Source organism: Micromonospora sp. NPDC057141 (assembly GCF_042670805.1).
Taxonomy (GTDB): domain Bacteria; phylum Actinomycetota; class Actinomycetes; order Mycobacteriales; family Micromonosporaceae; genus Micromonospora.
The window spans coordinates 23,003-38,214 of sequence record NZ_JBHUVA010000065.1; the positions used below are offsets into that span (position 1 = coordinate 23,003).

Below are 15,212 nucleotides of genomic sequence, written 5' to 3' on the forward strand. Positions count from 1 at the left end.
CACTCCCTCATGCGTCGGTGACGGCGGTCTCTGACGCCACGTACGCGTCGAGCACCCGTCGGTAGTAGGTGTCGTCGAAGCCGAGCTGTTTGACCTCGGGTACGAGGTGGCGGAGCTTGTCGATGGAGATGACGTGGTGCACCCCGACGTCGTGGTATTCGCGCTCGGGCCGCAGGCCGAGCCGCCACTGCAGGTGGTCGACGATCCGGGTCACCGGCACCGCCTCACCGGAGGCCACGTTCACGGTCCCCGCCGACAGGTCGAGTTCGAGCAGCCGGTCGAGGATCGTCACCACGTCGCGGACGTCGATCAGGTCCCGGGCCGCGCCCCGGTGCAGCCGTACCGTGCCCTGGCGCATCTGCCGGACCAGCGTCGGAACCAGTTGGTGCGGAGGTTGCCGGGGGCCCACCAGGTGTCCCAGCCTCAGCACCAGATAGTCCGTCCCGCTGGCCCGCAGCCGCTCCTCCAGGGCCAGCTTGTGGGTGCCGTACGGGGTGCACGGCACCACCGGCTGGTCCTCCCGGCCCGGTCCCTCGACCGCGCCGTACATCCCGGAGGCTGCGGTGGAGAAGAACAGCAGCCGGCGGCCGGCGTCCCGGCACCGGCGGGCCGTCTCGTCCAACAGGGCGGTCTCTCGGGCGAAGTCCGCAGCCGAGGTGCCCGCCGCCCAGGAGACCCCGGCCGCCAGCACCGTCGTGTCCGGGTGCCGATCGGCCACCGGCTGAAGATGTTGGGCGAGGAAGCCCCGTCCAATGATGTCCATCCGGACTCCTGACTTGTCGGGCGCCGCCGCGCGGGTACGCCGGTCGCGGCGGCGCCGGTTGGTCACGGACGCGGCGAGTTGCCGACGGTGGCCAACGCCACCAGGTCGGCCACCACGGCGGACGGGGTGGGCCGGTCGGCCGCCTCCTGCCGCAGTCGGTCGGCCGCGGACCGATAGCCGGGCTCGCCGATCAGGGCCGCCGTGGCGGCGTGCAGCCAACCGGCGTCGGCGACCGCGTTGTGCCGGGTCCGGCCGATCCCGGCGGCCTCGATCCGCGCGCCGATCAGCTCCTGGTCGCCACCGGGCGGCAGCACGAGCTGCGGTACGCCGGCGGCGAGCGCGGTCATGGTCGAACCCCCGCCGCCGTGGTGCACCACGAGGTCGCTGGTCGGCAGCAGCAGGTGCAGCGGCACGTTACGGACGGCCCGCATCCGTTCCGGAAGGTGGCCGATCCGGTCGTGATCCGGCCCGGTGACGGTGAACACCACCTCGACGTCCAGCTCGGACAACGCCTCCACCAGACGCGGGACGGGGAACGAGCCGGCACCGAAGACGGTGCTCACCGAGGTGCCCCACACCACGCAGACCCGCGGTCGTGCCGGCGGTTCCTGCAACCACCGGGGCCACGGCCCGGGGCCGTTGTACGGCACCTGCCGGATCGGCAGGGTGTCGGCCCGCAGGCTCGGGCGCAGCCCCGGCGGGCACGGGTCGAGCACGTGCCCGATCGCGTCCGGCCCCCACTCGCCCACGTCGTGGCGCTGGAACGCGCGGCTGACGTCGACGGCCAGGAAGCGCAGTCCGGGCACCCCGGGCACCTCGTCGTCGGGACCGACCGGCCCCCAGAGGGTCAGCACCGACGGGACACCCAGGACCCGGGCGGCCAGCGGACCCTCCACGCACATCAGGTCGTGGAGCACCAGGTTCGGCCGCCACCAGCGGGCGAAGTCGACGGCCGCGTCCGCGCTGCGGGTGGCGGACTCGATCATCCGCGTCTTGTGCTCCCCGATCCACTCGAACGGGTCGAAGTCGGCCAGGGCGGCGACCGGCTCGCCGGTCACCACGTCCGGCGGCAGGTGGGCGTACGGCCAGTGGCCGGCGCGGGCGTTGACGTGGTTGTGCATCCGGGCCTTCGGGACCAGCTCGCCCGGCTGCAGGATCTCCACCGGCACCAGCCCCGCCCGGCTGGCCGGCTCGGTCTGCAACGGCGGGCAGACGAGTCGCACCTCGTGTCCGGCGGCCTGCAACGCCCAGGCCAGCGGCACCACGTTGAGCCAGTGGGTGGTCCAGTCGGAGACCGCCACCATCACCCGCATCAGCTGCGGGCCTTGACGAACTGGCGGATCGAGGAGCCCAGGTAGTCGATCATCTCGTCGGTCAGCCCCGGGTAGACGCCCACCCAGAAGGTCTGTTCGGTGATGACGTCGCTGTTGGTCAGGTCGCCGACCACCCGGTGCGGCTGGTCCACGTACGCGGGATGCCGGGTGAGGTTGCCGGCGAAGAGCCGGCGGGTGCCGATCTTGCGCGACTCCAGGAAGTCCACCAGCTCCGCCCGGCCGAACGGGGCATCGGGAGCGACGGTGAGGACGAAGCCGAACCAGCTCGGGTCGCTGCCCGGCGTCGCCTCCGGCAGGATCAGCCACGGCGTGCCGTCCAGGTCCGCGCGCAGCCGCCGCCAGTTGTGCCGCCGGGCGGCGCAGAACTCGTCGAGCTTGGCCAGCTGGGTCAGCCCGAGGGCGGCCTGGATGTCGGTCGCCTTCAGGTTGTACCCGACGTGGGAGAAGATGTACTTGTGGTCGTACCCGGCCGGCAGGGTGCCCATCTGGTACTTGAACCGCTTCAGGCACTTGTCGCTCTCGCCCGGCTCGCACCAGCAGTCCCGACCCCAGTCGCGCAGCGACTCCACGATCCGGGCCAGCTCCAGGCTGGCGGTGAGGACACAGCCACCCTCACCCATGGTCAGGTGGTGCGCGGGATAGAAGCTGACCGTGGTGAAGTCGCCGAACGTACCGGTGAGCCGGCCCTGGTAGGTGGAGCCGACGGCGTCGCAGTTGTCCTCGATGAGGAACAGCTCGTGCTCGGTGGCGAGTTCGGCGATCTCGGCGACCTCGAACGGGTTGCCCAGGGCGTGCGCGATGATGATCGCCCGGGTCTTCGGGCCGATGGCCTGCGCCACCCGGTCGGCGGTGGTGTTGTACGTGCCCAGTTCGACGTCGACGAAGACCGGCACGAGGCCGTTCTGCAGGATCGGGTTCACCGTGGTCGGGAAGCCCGCCGCCACGGTGATCACCTCGTCGCCCGGCCGCAGGCGGGCATCGCCGAGGACGTGCGAGGTCAGGGCGGAGATGGCCAGCAGGTTGGCGGACGACCCGGAGTTGGTCAGGTGCGCCTTGCGGCGGTTCATCTTGCGGGCGAACTGCGACTCGAACCGGCGCGAGCTGACTCCGGCCGCGATGCGCATGTCCAGCGCGGCCTCGACCAGTGCCGCCCGGTCGCTCTCGTCGAGCACCGCCCCGGACGGCCAGATCTCCGTCACCCCCGGCACGAAGGCCCGTTCGGGCTGGGCCTCGTGGTGGTACTTGCGAACGTCGTCCAGAAGCTGCGTCTTCTTGTCGCTGAGCTGCACGTCAGTTCCCTTCTCTGTTGGCCCGCGCCGTCGGCGGGACACCCGCCGCCGTCAACTGGTCCCGCAATGACTCGTCAAGCCCGCGACGGGGACGCCAGCCGAGCAGCCGCTCCGCGCGATCGATCTCCAACTGCTGCCACTCGACGTCGACGCGCGCCCCGGCCGCCGACCCGGCCGGCTCCGACGGCACCACCTCGACCGGGAGACCGCTGAGCGCGATCATCCGGTCGACGATGCCGCGCACCGGCCGGGCCACCCCGGAGCCGACGTTGATCACCTGGCCGGCTACCCGGGCGGCGGGCGCGGTGGCGGTGGCCAGCACCGCGTCCGCCACGTCCCGGACGTCCACGAAGTCCCGCCGGGCGTCCAGCGGGGGCAGCCGCAGCGCCGTCGCCGACCCGGTCCGCTCGCTCCGGGCGACCTCGGCCAGGTGCGCGGCGACCGCGCCGAGCAGGCTCCCCCGCCGGGTGCCCGGCCCGTACACGTTCGCCACGCGCAGGACCGTCCCGGCGAGGCCGTCGGCGTGGGCCCGCAGGACCGCCTGCGAGCCGCCGAGCTTGGATCGCCCGTAGGGCGTGACCGGCGCGGTGGGCCAGCGCTCCGGCGTCCCCCGGCCCGACACCCCCGGGGCGTACTCGTGGATGCTGCCCAGTTGGATCAGCCGGCAGCCGTACCGCCAGGCCAGCAGTGTGCGGGTGACCGTGGCGACGAGGTCGCTGTTGGCCTCGGTCATCTGCGCCTCGGTCATCTGCCAGACCCGGCCGGCGGCGTTGACCACCACATCGGCGTCGGCCTCCGCGAGGAGGGCGCCGAGCCGACCGGCCGCGTCCCGGGTGAGGTCGAGCCCGACCGTCCCCGCTCCGTCCCCGCCGCTGGAGACCCCCAGCACCCGCCAGCCGGCCGCCGCGAACGCGGAGCGGAGATGACCGCCCAGAAACCCGGTCGCACCGAGCACCACCACCGAGCCGGCGCGGTCGGCGGAGGCGGAGCCCGGCCGCCCGGCGGTGGCGGAGAAGCCTGTGGTCATGCCGCCGATCCGACCGGACGGTCCGCCTTCCACCAGCCCGGGTTGTCGCGGTACCAGGCCACCGTGTCGGCCAGCCCCTGGTCGAAGGAGATGCCCGGCGCGTAGCCGAGCTGCTCACGGATCTTGCTCTCGTCGATCGAGTACCGCAGGTCGTGCCCCTTGCGGTCGGGTACCCGGCGAATCATCGAGGCGTCCGCCCCGCACAGCGACAGGAGCCGCTCGGTGATCTCCAGGTTGGTGTACTCGTTGCCGCCGCCGATGTTGTAGACCTCACCGGCCCGGCCCTGGGCGAGCACGAGCTGGATCCCCCGGCAGTGGTCGTCGACGTGCAGCCACTCCCGCACGTTGCCACCGTCGCCGTAGAGCGGCACCGTCCGGCCCTGCAACAGGTTCGTCACGAACAGCGGGATCAGCTTCTCCGGGTGCTGGTACGGCCCGTAGTTGTTGGAGCACCGGGTGATGGAGAGGTTCAGCCCATGGGTACGGGTGTACGCCCGCGCGATCAGGTCGGAGCTCGCCTTCGACGCCGCGTACGGGGAGTTGGGCGCGAGCGGCCACTCCTCAGTCCACGAGCCCTGCGCGATGCTGCCGTACACCTCGTCGGTGGAGACGTGCACGATTCGCTCGACGCCGACGCGCCGGCACGCCTCCAGGACCGTCTGCGTGCCGCCGACGTTGGTCCGGACGAAGTCGGCAGCAGCCTCGATCGACCGGTCCACGTGGGACTCCGCGGCCATGTGCACCACCGCGTCGTGCCCCGGGAGCAGGTCGCACAGGAGCTCCAGGTCGCAGATGTCGCCCTCGACGAACTCGAACCGGGGGTGGCTGGCGGGAAGGTTGTCCCGGTTCCCGGCGTAGGTCAGCTTGTCGAGCACGGTCACCCGGGCGTCCTCGAATCCCGGGTAGCCGCCGCTGAGCAAGGTCCGGACGTAGTGCGAGCCGATGAAGCCAGCAGCCCCGGTTACCAGGATCTTCATGCCGCCACCACGATCCGGGTGTGGTCACCGATGACCAGCCGGTGCGCGGCGGTGCCGCTGGCCGCGTCCACGACGGCGGCCCGACCGATCAGCGAACCGTGCAACTCCTTCACCTCCACGATCCGCGCACCGTCGAGCGCGATCGAGTAGTCGATGTGGGTGCCACGCAGGACGCAGTCGCGGCCGATCGACGTGTACGGCCCGACGTAGCTCTCCTCGACCACCGTTCCGGCGCCGATGATGGCCGGTCCGACGATCCGGGAACGGGTCACCGATGCCCCCGGCTCCAGCACCACCGGGCCGATCAGCTCCGCCTCCTCGACCTCGCCGTCCACGGCCCGGGTGAGCCCGTCGAGCAGCTCCCGGTTGCAGTCGAGGACGTCGTCGACGTTGCCTGTGTCCTTCCAGTAGCCCCCGTACTCGCTGGCCCGGACGGTGTCGCCCCGGGCGACCAGCCACTGGATGGCGTCGGTGATCTCCAGTTCGCCCCGGGCGCTCGGCTCGATGGCCGCGACCGCCTCGTGGATCGCCGGGGTCAGGAAGTAGACCCCGATCAGGGCCAGGTCACTGACGTACTCCTGCGGCTTCTCGACCAGTCGGCGTACGGCCCCGCCGGGCAGCAGCTCGGCGACCCCGAAGGCGCGGGGGTCGGCCACCTTGTAGACCACCACCTGCGCCGCCGGCCGGTTGTCCCGGAACTCCTGACCGATCTCCCCGATCCCCTGCGGCAGCATGTTGTCGCCGAGGTACATGACGAAGTCGTCGTCGCCGAGAAAGTCGTGGGCGAGCCGTACGCAGTGGGCCAGGCCCAACGGCTGGTCCTGGCGGATGTAGGTGATTTCGCAGTCGAACCGGGAGCCGTCGCCCAGCGCCGCGGCGATCTGCGGCCCCCAGTCGCCGACGATCACGCCGATCTCGCGGACCCCGAGGTCGCGGAGGTTGGCCACGACATGCTCCAGTACGGGCTTGTTCGCGATCGGGATCAACTGCTTGGGCATCGAGTAACTGAACGGCCGCAGGCGGGTGCCCGCGCCGCCGGACAGGACAAGAGCCTTCATGGCGGGTTCTCTCCTCACGCTGGCGTCTGGACGAGCTTTTCGAGAGCGCCGACGACATCGGCGGGGGGCGGCATGGCCGCGATCTCACGGGACAGGGCGACGGCCGCCGTCCGGTACGACGGGGTCGTCACGATCTCCCGGCACTTCTCCGTGATCATTTCGGTGGTCTCCTGGTCGGGGGCGAGTACGACGGCGGCGCCCTGCCGCGCGATGCGCCGTGCCGGCTCGACGAGCACGGCGCCCTTGGGCATGAGCAACTGGGGCAGCCCGGCGGCCAGCGCCGTCAGGCTCGTCACCCCGCCACCGTGGTGCACCAGCGCGTCGCAGGTCGGGGCCACCACGTCGAGCGGGACCCACCCGGCGCGCAGGTCGCCGTACTCGGCGCGGAGCCCTTCGGCCACCTCCTCCGGGGCCGCCACCACCAGTTCGACGTCGAGCGTGGTGATCCGGCCGATCAGGTCCCGCAGGAACTCGTAGTTCTGGTCGTAGCTGCGCCCCCGGGTCACCCGGCTGCCCGAGGTGACGCAGACCCGGGGCCGGTCGCCCCGCCGGTACATCCAGGGTTCGAGGGCCCGCTGGGCGTTTGCCGGCACGAACCGCATCTGCTGGGCGGGGCCGGCGTCGGCCGGGCGCAGGCTCGGCGGACAGATGTCGACGAACAGGTCGGGCTCGGGCAGCCGGTCGAGGCCGAGTTCGCGAAGTTCGGGCTGGAGTTCGTCGTCGGCGCCGGGATGGATGCCGGTGGCTTCGACCGCGTCCCATGCCTGCCGGACGTGGGGGATGCCCAGCCGGGCCGCCAGCAGCGGCGCCGCGTAGCACATGGTGCCGCCGACGACGACGTCCGGTCGCCAGCCGGCGGCCAGTTCCAGCAGGGCGGGCAGACTGGCCACGGCCATCCGGGCGAACCACGCCCCGGTGAACCGGGCCTGCTCGGCCGGGTCGGCCGGGATGGTGAGCGCCTTTCCGGTGCGGTCGGTGGTGATGAAGTGCCGGATCGGCAGCCCGGTGAGCGGTACGCCGGCCAGCCCCGCTGCGGTGACGACCGGCATCATGTCGTCGGTGGCTGCCATGAACGTCTGGTGGCCGCTGTTGCGGGCAGCCGTGGCGAGCGGGGCGAGGGCGAACACGGTCGCCGGGCTGCCGCCTGCGATGAACAGGATCTTCAACGATGACTCCCGCCGATCTGGGCCCCGGACGGCGAACACGGTCGCGCGGGTTTGCCGGGCGACCGCAGGGGGCAAGAGGTGAGGGGGAAAGACGGACGGGCCGGCGGGTCGGGGGACGAACACGCACCGGGCCGATACTGAAAGCTAATCTCTTCGATACCCGCCGCAGCGTCAAGCGCCGGACGGTGCCGCAGTTGCACAGCGACGCGGCCGTCGACGGGTCCGCCACCGGTCACCCGGCCGGTCCGGCCGGCTGCCGCCGCAGCAAACGTTCAACCGCCGACCGTTGACCACACAGGGTCACCGGCCGGCGGTGTGGAACCGGGGGCTCGCGGCCCCGGCGGGCTCAGGAGGCGTCGCTCGCCACGGCGTCGCCCGGCCGGACCACGGTCTCCACCCCGGGGGCGCTCGCCGCCTGCTGGCGAATGAACCAGGAGGCGAGCAGGGACGCCCCGCTCAACACGGCGGTCAACACGAACACCAGCCGGGTCCCGTCGGCCACGGCGTACTCGTAGGCGCTGCGGGCGGCCTCGGGCAGCCTGGCCATGCTGGCGGCGGTGAGCTGGGCGGCGTTGCCGGCCAGGTCGGCGGCCACGGCCCGCTCGGCGAGGGAGTGCTGGACCTGTTGGGCGAAGAGCGCCCCGGAGGCGGCGACCCCGACGGTGCCCCCGACCGTGCGGGACAAGGTGGCCGTGGCGGAGGCCACCCCGAGGTCCCGCGCGGCCACGCTCTCCAGCGAGAGCAGCAGGCTGCCCTGGATCAGGAAGCCCAGTCCGGCGCCGAGGAGCACCATGTACGCCACGGAGAGCGCCCGGACGGTGCCGGTGTCCATGCTGACCATCAGCAGCAGGCTGACGGTCATCAGTGCGCTGCCCACGAGCAGGACCGTACGCAGCCCCATCCCTCTGGTGATCAACTGCCCGACGACGACGTTGACCAGGACCATCGACAGCAGCACCGGCAGCAGGAGCAGCCCGGAGTTGGTCGCCGAGGCACCCTGCACCGCCTGCTGGTAGAGCGTCAGGAAGGTCATGGTGCTGAACAGCACGAAGCCGACCAGCAGCCCGATCGCGGTGGCCAGCGAGAAGTTGGCCACCCGGAACACGCCCAGCGGCAGCACCGGTTCGTGGACGTGCCGCTCGACCAGGACGAACACGATCAGCGCGAGGACGGTGGCCAGCCCGAGGCCGACGATCACCGGGGAGCCCCAGCCGTACCGGGTGCCGCCCCAGGCGGCGAGGAGCACCACAGCAGAGATCACGAAGGCCAACAGCGTCGCGCCGACGTAGTCGACCCGGGCCCGGATCCGGCGGGCCGGCAGCCGCATGCCGGTCGCCACGAGAAGCAGCCCCACCAGACCGATCGGCAGGTTGATCAGGAAGCACCAGCGCCAGCCGAAGTGGTCGGTGATCAGCCCGCCCACGAGCGGGCCACCGATCATCGTCGCGCCCATCGCCACCGACATCAGGCCCTGGTACCTGGCCCGGTCCCGGGGCGGGATCAGCTCCCCCATGATGGCGAACGCGCTGACCATCAGTCCGCCGCCGCCGAGCCCCTGCAGGGCCCGGAACCCGACGAGCTGACCGAGGCCCTGCGCCACCCCGGAGAGCACCGAGCCGACCAGGAAGATCGCGATGGCGGTGAGGAAGACGCCCTTGCGGCCGTGGATGTCGCCGAGCTTGCCCCAGATCGGGGTGGAGGCCGCCGTGGCCAGGGTGTAGGAGGTGATCACCCAGGACAGGTCGTCGAGCCCGCCCAGCTCGGCCACGATCGTGGGGATCGCGGTGCCGATGATCATATTGTCCAGTGTCGCGAGCATCATCGCCAGCACCAGGGCGACCACCGCCGGAGTGATGCTCCCACCGGCGCCCGGCCCAGCCTCCACCTCGGTCGCCGACGACACCGCCCCTTCGGGAGCCCGTTCCGACACCACGACCACCATCCCGCTTATTTACCTGCCGCCCGGCTAATTAGTATGCTGTCACGGTAGAAGGGTCGAACACGAAGCGTCAAGGGGCCCGACCGGTGACGGCCGCTGCGGACGACCCGCGCACGGGCCCGACAGGAGAGCGCGGATGAACAGGCCAACCCCACGTCGCAAGGACACCCGGGAACGGATCCAGGCGGTCGCTCTCCAGTCGTTCAGTGAGCGGGGCTACGACAAGACCTCGCTACGGTGCATCACCGACCAGCTCGGCATCACCAAGGCCGCGCTCTACTACTACTTCCAGGCCAAGGAGGACATCCTGGCCAGTCTCTTCGACGACTTCTACCGTCGACTCGACGAGCTGATCGACTGGGGGCGTCGGCAGCCGCGCGGCATGGCCACGAGGCAGGAGCTGCTGCGTCGCTACAGCGCCACCCTCGACGCGGCGGCCCTCCTGCTGCACCTCGCGCAGGAGAACCAGGCGACCCTGCGCGGGACCACGGTCGGGCAGCGACTCCAGGAACGGGTCTCGGCGATGGCGCAGCTCGTCGTAGAGCCCGACGCCCCGCTCGTCCAGAACGTCCGGGCCATCACGGCGCTGCTCACCGTCTACTTCGGCCCGATCGCCACGCAGGACCTGCCCGGTGACGCCGAGGAGAAGCAGCGGGCCGTCCTCGACGTCGCCATCTGCCTGATCAGCGGGGCGGAACCGGCCCCGGTGGCATCGGCACCGGACCAGGGGGGCGAACGATGAGCGACCAGCGGCTCGACCAGTACGAACTGACCGTCGGCCAACTCGCCAGCCGCAGCGGGGTGAGCGTCTCCGCGCTGCACTTCTACGAGCGGCAGGGCCTGATCAGCAGCCGCCGCACCACCGGCAACCAACGGCGCTATCCCCGCGAGGCACTACGCCGGGTGGCGCTGATCCGGATCGCCCAACGGGTGGGCGTCCCACTGTCCGGGGTCGCCGAGGTGCTGGCCCTGCTGCCCGGGGGCCGCACGCCCACCCGTCAGGACTGGGCGCGGATGACCAGTTGCTGGCAGTCCGACCTCGACGATCGGCTCCGCAAGCTGCAGCAACTGCGCGACGACTTCGCCGACTGTGTCGGATGCGGCTGCATGTCCCTGGACCGCTGCCCGATGATCAATCCGATGGACCGGCTCGGGTCGGCAGGACCGGGCCCGCGTCGGCTGTTCGCACCGGACGAGGACGAGTTCACTCCCGACTGACCCGTTCGCGGGGCCGGGTCTGGTCCCAGTGCGCCAGCACCCCACCGGCGAGCGCATCGGCGAGGCTCATCGCCGACCGGTCCGCCTCCGACATCAACGGCGGCTCCGGGTAGCCCCACCCGATCGCCAGGTCCGGATCGAGGGGGTCGATGTTGATCTGCGTCCCGGGAACGTACGTCGTGGAGAGCACGTAACAGATGACCGAGTCGTCGGCCAGGGCCAGGAAGCCGTGGCCCATCCCCTCGGGTACGTAGACGCACCGCCCCGACCCGGCCTCCAGCAGGTTGCTCTCGTACTGGCCGAAGGTGGGTGAGCCGATCCGCAGGTCCACCACGACGTCACGGAGGGCGCCCCGTACACAGTTGACGAACTTGGCCTGCCCCGGTGGGAGCGCCACACCGTGGATGCCGCGCAGCGTGTTGCGCTGAGACACCGAGTAGTTGATCTGACGGGGCAGGAAGGGCACCCCCGTCTCCGCCTCGAACACGTCGGCCCGGAACGACTCGTAGAACGCGCCCCGGGCGTCCTGGAACTGCTTGACGTCGATCCGGAACACGCCGGAGAGCACCGATTCCGTGAAACGCATCGTCAGTCCGTCCTTCCAGAATGGCCGGCGGTGAGCTCCGCGACGACCGTGTCCGGCGCGGGGGTACGCCTCATCTCCGCCCGCAGCTCCGTCGCGGCCTCGCGGTAGGCCGACTCGAACAGCAGCGCGGCGAGCGACTCGCGCAACAGTCCCACGTCGTCCTGCTCGTCGACGGTGTGGAAAGCGATCCCCGCACCGGTCGCGGCGATCCGGTCACCATGCCCGAAGTGGTCGGCGAGCTGCGGCAGCACCAACTGCGGCAGACCGAAGGCGGTCGCCGTCATCGTCGTGCCCGCCCCGCCCTGGTGCACCACGGCGGCGCAGGAGCCGAGGAACAGGTCCAGCGGGGTGTTGTCGATCAGCTGGACGTTCTCCGGCACCCCGCCCAGCTCGGCCCGGTACTTCTCCTCCACCGTGGCCAGCACCGACACCTGCGGCATCCCGGCGAAGGCCGAGAGCACCCGACGCACGAACGGCACCCCGTTGACAGCCAGCGTGCCGCCCATCGTGACCGCCACCCGCCGGTTCCCCGGCGAGCGGGTCGACCGGGTCGCCACCTCCTCCTGCCGCCACGGCGGCAGCACCCGCCGCCCGTTGTACGGCACGTACCGCATCGGCATCGCCGGCTCGGCGCCGGGCAGCTGCAACGACGGCGGGCACGGGTCGACCAGGACCGTCGGGTCGGGCAGCCCGGCGATCCCCAGCCGCTCGCAGACTCCGGCCAGTACCGGCCGCACCGCGGCTCGCGCCGGCCCGGAGATCTCGTCGACACCCCACCGGTGGTGCACCACCGGCACGCCCAGCACGGCGCCGATCACCAGCGAGCTGTACTCCAGCGGATCGGCCACGATCAGGTCCGGCCGCAGCTCGCGAGCCACCGGCAGGTACGCCGGCAGCAGGTAGCGGGCGTGCGTCGCCCACAGCCGGCCGTAGTGCCCCAACAGGTGCGGAGCGAGGCGAGGGCGGACGGCGAGCGGCCGGGTGTCCGCCGGCAGCGTCTCGAACAGCAGGTCGTCGACATGGAAGGGGTCACCCACGGCGAGCGCGCTCAGACCGGTCGACTCGACCAGCGGCAGCACGTCCGGCTGCGCCACGACCAGCACGTCGTGCCCGGCCGCCCGCAGTGCCCAGGCCAGCGGCACCAGCGGTTGGAAGTGCGACGGCACCGGGGTCACCATCATCAGGACGCGCACGGCGTGACCTCCCGCGGCAGGGTGGCACCGGAGCGGACCAGCCGTTCCAGGTCGCGGACGACGGCCGTGGGCGTGGGCATCCGCTGCAACTCCGCCCGGAGTTCGGCGGCGGCCCTGCGGTAGCCCGGTTGGGCCAGCAGCGCCGCCAGCGAGTCGCGCAACAGGTCGACGTCGTCCTGCTCGGCGACCGTGTCGAAGCTGATCGCGGCACCGGCCTCGGCGAGCCGGTCGCCGTGCCCGAACTGGTCGGCCATCTGAGGGAGCACCAGCTGCGGTAGCCCGAAGGCGGTCGCCGTCATGGCGGTGCCGGCCCCGCCGTGGTGCACCGCCACGTCGCACGAGCCCAGGAACAGGTCGAGCGGGGTCGGGTCGATCAGCCGTACGTTCGCCGGCAGCGGCCCCAGCTCGGGCCGGTACGTCTGCTCGACGGTAGCCAGCACCTCGACCTCCGGCAGGCCGCCGCAGGCCAGCAGGATCCGCCGCAGGAACGGCACCCCGTTGAGCAGCAGGGTACGGCCGCCCAGGCTGACCACCACCCGCTGCCGCCCCGGCACCGGCCCGCTGCCGTGGTGGCGCACCTCGTCGGCGCGCCACTGCGGCACCACCGCCGGGCCGTTGTACGGCACGCACCGCATCGGCCAGCCCCGCTCCACCTCGGGCACCTGCAACGTCGGTGGACAGGGGTCGATCAGCACGGTCGGGTCGGGCAACCCGTCGAGCCCGTGCTCGACGCAGAGGGCGCGCAGTGGTTCCCGGGTCGCGATCCGGGCCGCCCCGGTCAGGGCGTCGACCCCCCACCGGTGGTGCACCACCGGCACGCCCAGCACACCGCCGACGATCAGGGCGCTGTACTCGAACGGGTCCGCGACGACGAGGTCCGGCCGGTACCCCTGGGCGAACCGCAGGTACATCGGCGTGACGTACCGGGTCTGTCCCACCCAGACCAGGCCGAAGTCGCCGTACTCCGCCGGTTGCGGCCGGGGCACCGACTCCAGGGACCGTTTTCCCTCGGCCAACCGGTTGAGCATGTGCCGCTCGACGCCGAACCTGTCAGCGATGGTCGCCGCGCTCAGCCCCGCCGACTGGGCCGTCGGCAGGATGTCGGGAAGGCCTGCGACCAGCACCTCATGGCCGGCTGCCCGTAGCGCCCAGGCCAGCGGCACCAGAGGAGCGAAGTGGGTGGAGACCGGGGTGGACATCATCAGGACGCGCATCTGCTCTCCTTGTCCGTAGAGGGTCGGGGTCGGTCCGGGGTCGCCTCAGCGCGGCGACCGGCCGGTGCCGCCCATCGTCGGTGCGGTGGCGAATCGCCGGTGCCGCCCGGTGAGGCGTTCCAGCACCGGCACCGTGGCCACCGGGGAGGGCGTGGCGAGCATGTCCCGGTGCAGGGAGCGGGCGCCGTCGCGGAACCGGGGTTCGCGCAGCAACCGCAGCAGGGCGGCGCGGACGTCGGTCACCGTGAACGGCTCGTCCACCCGCAGGCCGGCGCCGCGCTCCACGACGTACCGCGCGGTCGCCGTCTCGTCCCACTTGGGCACCGGCAGGATCAGCTGTGGAACCTGGTGGGCGACGGCGGCGGCGTAGGTGCCCCCGCCGCCGTGGTGGATCACCGCCGCGCAGGTCGGCAGGAGCAGGGTCAGCGGCAGGTACTCCACGACCCGGACGTTCGGCGGGAGCTCACCGGCCCCGGCGAGCTGGGCGTCGTTCAGCGTGGCGACCAGCTCCACGTCGAGGTCGGCCACCAAGGCGAGCAGCTCCCTGACGGAGAACCCCTGGTGCTCGCTGAACAGCTTGCGGGTGCTGACGCCCAGCGTGAGGCAGACCCGGGGGCGCGACGGCGGACCGGCCAGCCAGTCGGGTAGCCCGCCGCCGGTGTACGGCACCCGGCGGACCGGGACGTATCGGCGGTCGGCGGGCAGCCGAAGCCGCTCCGGAACCAGATCGAGGGTCCACTGACCGGCGAGCACCTCCTCGTCGAAGGTGTCCCCGTAGCGGTCCAGCAACGGTCGCAACCACTCGACCAGCGGGTCGGTCCCCCCGGCCCGGACGGCCCGCTCCCGCATCCAGGCCAGGTGGTCGCGGCCCCAGAGCACCCTGGCATGGGCCGCCCCGCAGGCCCGCGCGGCGATCGCGGCCGGCGGGCACAGCGGATCCCAGAGGACGAGGTCGGGCCGCCAGGACCGGGCGAACTCCACCAGCGCGTCGGCCATCGGCCAGCGCTGGCCCGCCTCCGGCGCCGGGTAGTAGAGCGAGAAGAGTCCGACCAGGTACGACCGGGTGCGTTCCCAGTCGCCGCCGTCGTCGGGGTCGAGCGCCAGGGTCGGGCGGTTCGACTGGTCGGTGGCCGCGTTGATCCGCGCCAGCGCGGGCAGTTCCGTCCGGGCCCCGAGCGGCACCGGAGTCAGCCCGGTGCCCGCGATGGTCGCCGTCATGTCTGTTTCGACGACCCCGCTGTGGCTGGCCACCAGCACCTCGTGGCCGGCGCTCTGCAGGGCCCAGGCGAGCGGCACGATCGGGAAGAGGTGGGCGGTGGCGGGAAAGGTCACGAACAGGACCCGCATGGGAATCCCTTCTCGGCTCAGGCCCTTCGGGCCAGCGGTGACAGGCCGGTCAGCGCGACCAGGAAGCCGGCCACGCCGGTGACGACGACGACCAGCAGGGC

General features: G+C 72.0%; 14 protein-coding genes. 2 read left to right on the forward strand and 12 right to left on the reverse strand.

Features of this window, described 5'->3' with window-relative positions:
- Nucleotides 1–7 precede the first annotated feature (7 nt).
- The 8 genes from ACFT41_RS25175 to ACFT41_RS25210 form a co-directional block, all read right to left on the reverse strand.
- A complete protein-coding gene (locus ACFT41_RS25175; protein WP_377582807.1) occupies nt 8–829 on the reverse strand; it encodes an NAD-dependent epimerase/dehydratase family protein in 822 nt (273 codons plus the stop codon).
- The gene (locus ACFT41_RS25180) at nt 826–2,076 is read right to left on the reverse strand and encodes a nucleotide disphospho-sugar-binding domain-containing protein (RefSeq protein ID WP_377582809.1); all 1,251 of its coding nucleotides are present in this window, start codon (nt 2,074–2,076) and stop codon (nt 826–828) included. The genes ACFT41_RS25175 and ACFT41_RS25180 overlap by 4 nt, the downstream gene beginning before the upstream one ends.
- On the reverse strand, nt 2,076–3,386 hold the full coding sequence (gene rfbH, locus ACFT41_RS25185) for a lipopolysaccharide biosynthesis protein RfbH (protein ID WP_377582811.1): 1,311 nt from the start codon (nt 3,384–3,386) through the stop codon (nt 2,076–2,078). Before rfbH ends, ACFT41_RS25180 begins: the two co-directional genes overlap by 1 nt.
- 1 nt (nt 3,387) lies before the next feature.
- The gene (locus ACFT41_RS25190) at nt 3,388–4,413 is read right to left on the reverse strand and encodes an NAD-dependent epimerase/dehydratase family protein (RefSeq protein ID WP_377582813.1); all 1,026 of its coding nucleotides are present in this window, start codon (nt 4,411–4,413) and stop codon (nt 3,388–3,390) included.
- A complete protein-coding gene (gene rfbB / locus ACFT41_RS25195) occupies nt 4,410–5,390 on the reverse strand; it encodes a dTDP-glucose 4,6-dehydratase (RefSeq protein ID WP_377582815.1) in 981 nt (326 codons plus the stop codon). Before rfbB ends, ACFT41_RS25190 begins: the two co-directional genes overlap by 4 nt.
- A complete protein-coding gene (locus ACFT41_RS25200) occupies nt 5,387–6,448 on the reverse strand; it encodes a glucose-1-phosphate thymidylyltransferase (RefSeq protein WP_377582817.1) in 1,062 nt (353 codons plus the stop codon). Before ACFT41_RS25200 ends, rfbB begins: the two co-directional genes overlap by 4 nt.
- A gap of 14 nt (nt 6,449–6,462) precedes the next feature.
- Entirely contained in the window at nt 6,463–7,614 is a 1,152-nt protein-coding gene (locus tag ACFT41_RS25205; protein WP_377582819.1) for a nucleotide disphospho-sugar-binding domain-containing protein, read from the reverse strand.
- 346 nt (nt 7,615–7,960) lie between these two features.
- Complete coding sequence (locus tag ACFT41_RS25210) at nt 7,961–9,544, reverse strand: MDR family MFS transporter (RefSeq protein ID WP_377582821.1); 1,584 nt, start codon at nt 9,542–9,544, stop codon at nt 7,961–7,963.
- 145 nt (nt 9,545–9,689) lie between these two features.
- On the opposite strand from ACFT41_RS25210, the gene ACFT41_RS25215 reads away from it, so the two are divergent.
- Together ACFT41_RS25215 and soxR are read left to right on the forward strand one after the other, a co-directional pair.
- On the forward strand, nt 9,690–10,295 hold the full coding sequence (locus tag ACFT41_RS25215) for a TetR/AcrR family transcriptional regulator (RefSeq protein ID WP_377582823.1): 606 nt from the start codon (nt 9,690–9,692) through the stop codon (nt 10,293–10,295).
- Entirely contained in the window at nt 10,292–10,771 is a 480-nt protein-coding gene (gene soxR / locus ACFT41_RS25220) for a redox-sensitive transcriptional activator SoxR (protein WP_377582825.1), read from the forward strand. Before ACFT41_RS25215 ends, soxR begins: the two co-directional genes overlap by 4 nt.
- On the opposite strand, the gene ACFT41_RS25225 is transcribed toward soxR, so the two are convergent.
- Genes ACFT41_RS25225 through ACFT41_RS25240 form a run of 4 tightly spaced genes read right to left on the reverse strand, consistent with a single transcriptional unit; the run spans nt 10,758 to nt 15,111 of the window.
- Nucleotides 10,758–11,357 carry a dTDP-4-dehydrorhamnose 3,5-epimerase family protein gene (locus tag ACFT41_RS25225; RefSeq protein WP_377582827.1) on the reverse strand — a complete coding sequence of 200 codons (600 nt, stop codon included), beginning with the start codon at nt 11,355–11,357 and terminating at the stop codon, nt 10,758–10,760. The genes soxR and ACFT41_RS25225 overlap by 14 nt on opposite strands.
- A 2-nt stretch (nt 11,358–11,359) precedes the next feature.
- A complete protein-coding gene (locus tag ACFT41_RS25230) occupies nt 11,360–12,550 on the reverse strand; it encodes a nucleotide disphospho-sugar-binding domain-containing protein (RefSeq protein ID WP_377582829.1) in 1,191 nt (396 codons plus the stop codon).
- Nucleotides 12,538–13,764, reverse strand: coding sequence for a nucleotide disphospho-sugar-binding domain-containing protein (locus tag ACFT41_RS25235; RefSeq protein WP_377582831.1), 1,227 nt, complete (start codon nt 13,762–13,764; stop codon nt 12,538–12,540). Before ACFT41_RS25235 ends, ACFT41_RS25230 begins: the two co-directional genes overlap by 13 nt.
- Before the next feature lie 45 nt (nt 13,765–13,809).
- Nucleotides 13,810–15,111: a nucleotide disphospho-sugar-binding domain-containing protein gene (locus ACFT41_RS25240; protein ID WP_377582833.1), complete on the reverse strand. Its 1,302-nt coding sequence runs from the start codon at nt 15,109–15,111 to the stop codon at nt 13,810–13,812.
- Nucleotides 15,112–15,212: the final 101 nt, after the last annotated feature.

Excerpts from the sequence above, each read along its gene's own strand:
- ACFT41_RS25235 (WP_377582831.1), bottom strand. The coding sequence starts at position 13,764 with ATGCGCGTCCTGATGATGTCCACCCCGGTCTCCACCCACTTCGCTCCT.
- ACFT41_RS25190 (WP_377582813.1), bottom strand. The coding sequence starts at position 4,413 with ATGACCACAGGCTTCTCCGCCACCGCCGGGCGGCCGGGCTCCGCCTCC.
- ACFT41_RS25200 (WP_377582817.1), bottom strand. The coding sequence starts at position 6,448 with ATGAAGGCTCTTGTCCTGTCCGGCGGCGCGGGCACCCGCCTGCGGCCG.
- ACFT41_RS25180 (WP_377582809.1), bottom strand. The coding sequence starts at position 2,076 with ATGCGGGTGATGGTGGCGGTCTCCGACTGGACCACCCACTGGCTCAAC.
- soxR (WP_377582825.1), top strand. The coding sequence starts at position 10,292 with ATGAGCGACCAGCGGCTCGACCAGTACGAACTGACCGTCGGCCAACTC.
- ACFT41_RS25225 (WP_377582827.1), bottom strand. The coding sequence starts at position 11,357 with ATGCGTTTCACGGAATCGGTGCTCTCCGGCGTGTTCCGGATCGACGTC.
- rfbB (WP_377582815.1), bottom strand. The coding sequence starts at position 5,390 with ATGAAGATCCTGGTAACCGGGGCTGCTGGCTTCATCGGCTCGCACTAC.
- ACFT41_RS25215 (WP_377582823.1), top strand. The coding sequence starts at position 9,690 with ATGAACAGGCCAACCCCACGTCGCAAGGACACCCGGGAACGGATCCAG.
- ACFT41_RS25240 (WP_377582833.1), bottom strand. The coding sequence starts at position 15,111 with ATGCGGGTCCTGTTCGTGACCTTTCCCGCCACCGCCCACCTCTTCCCG.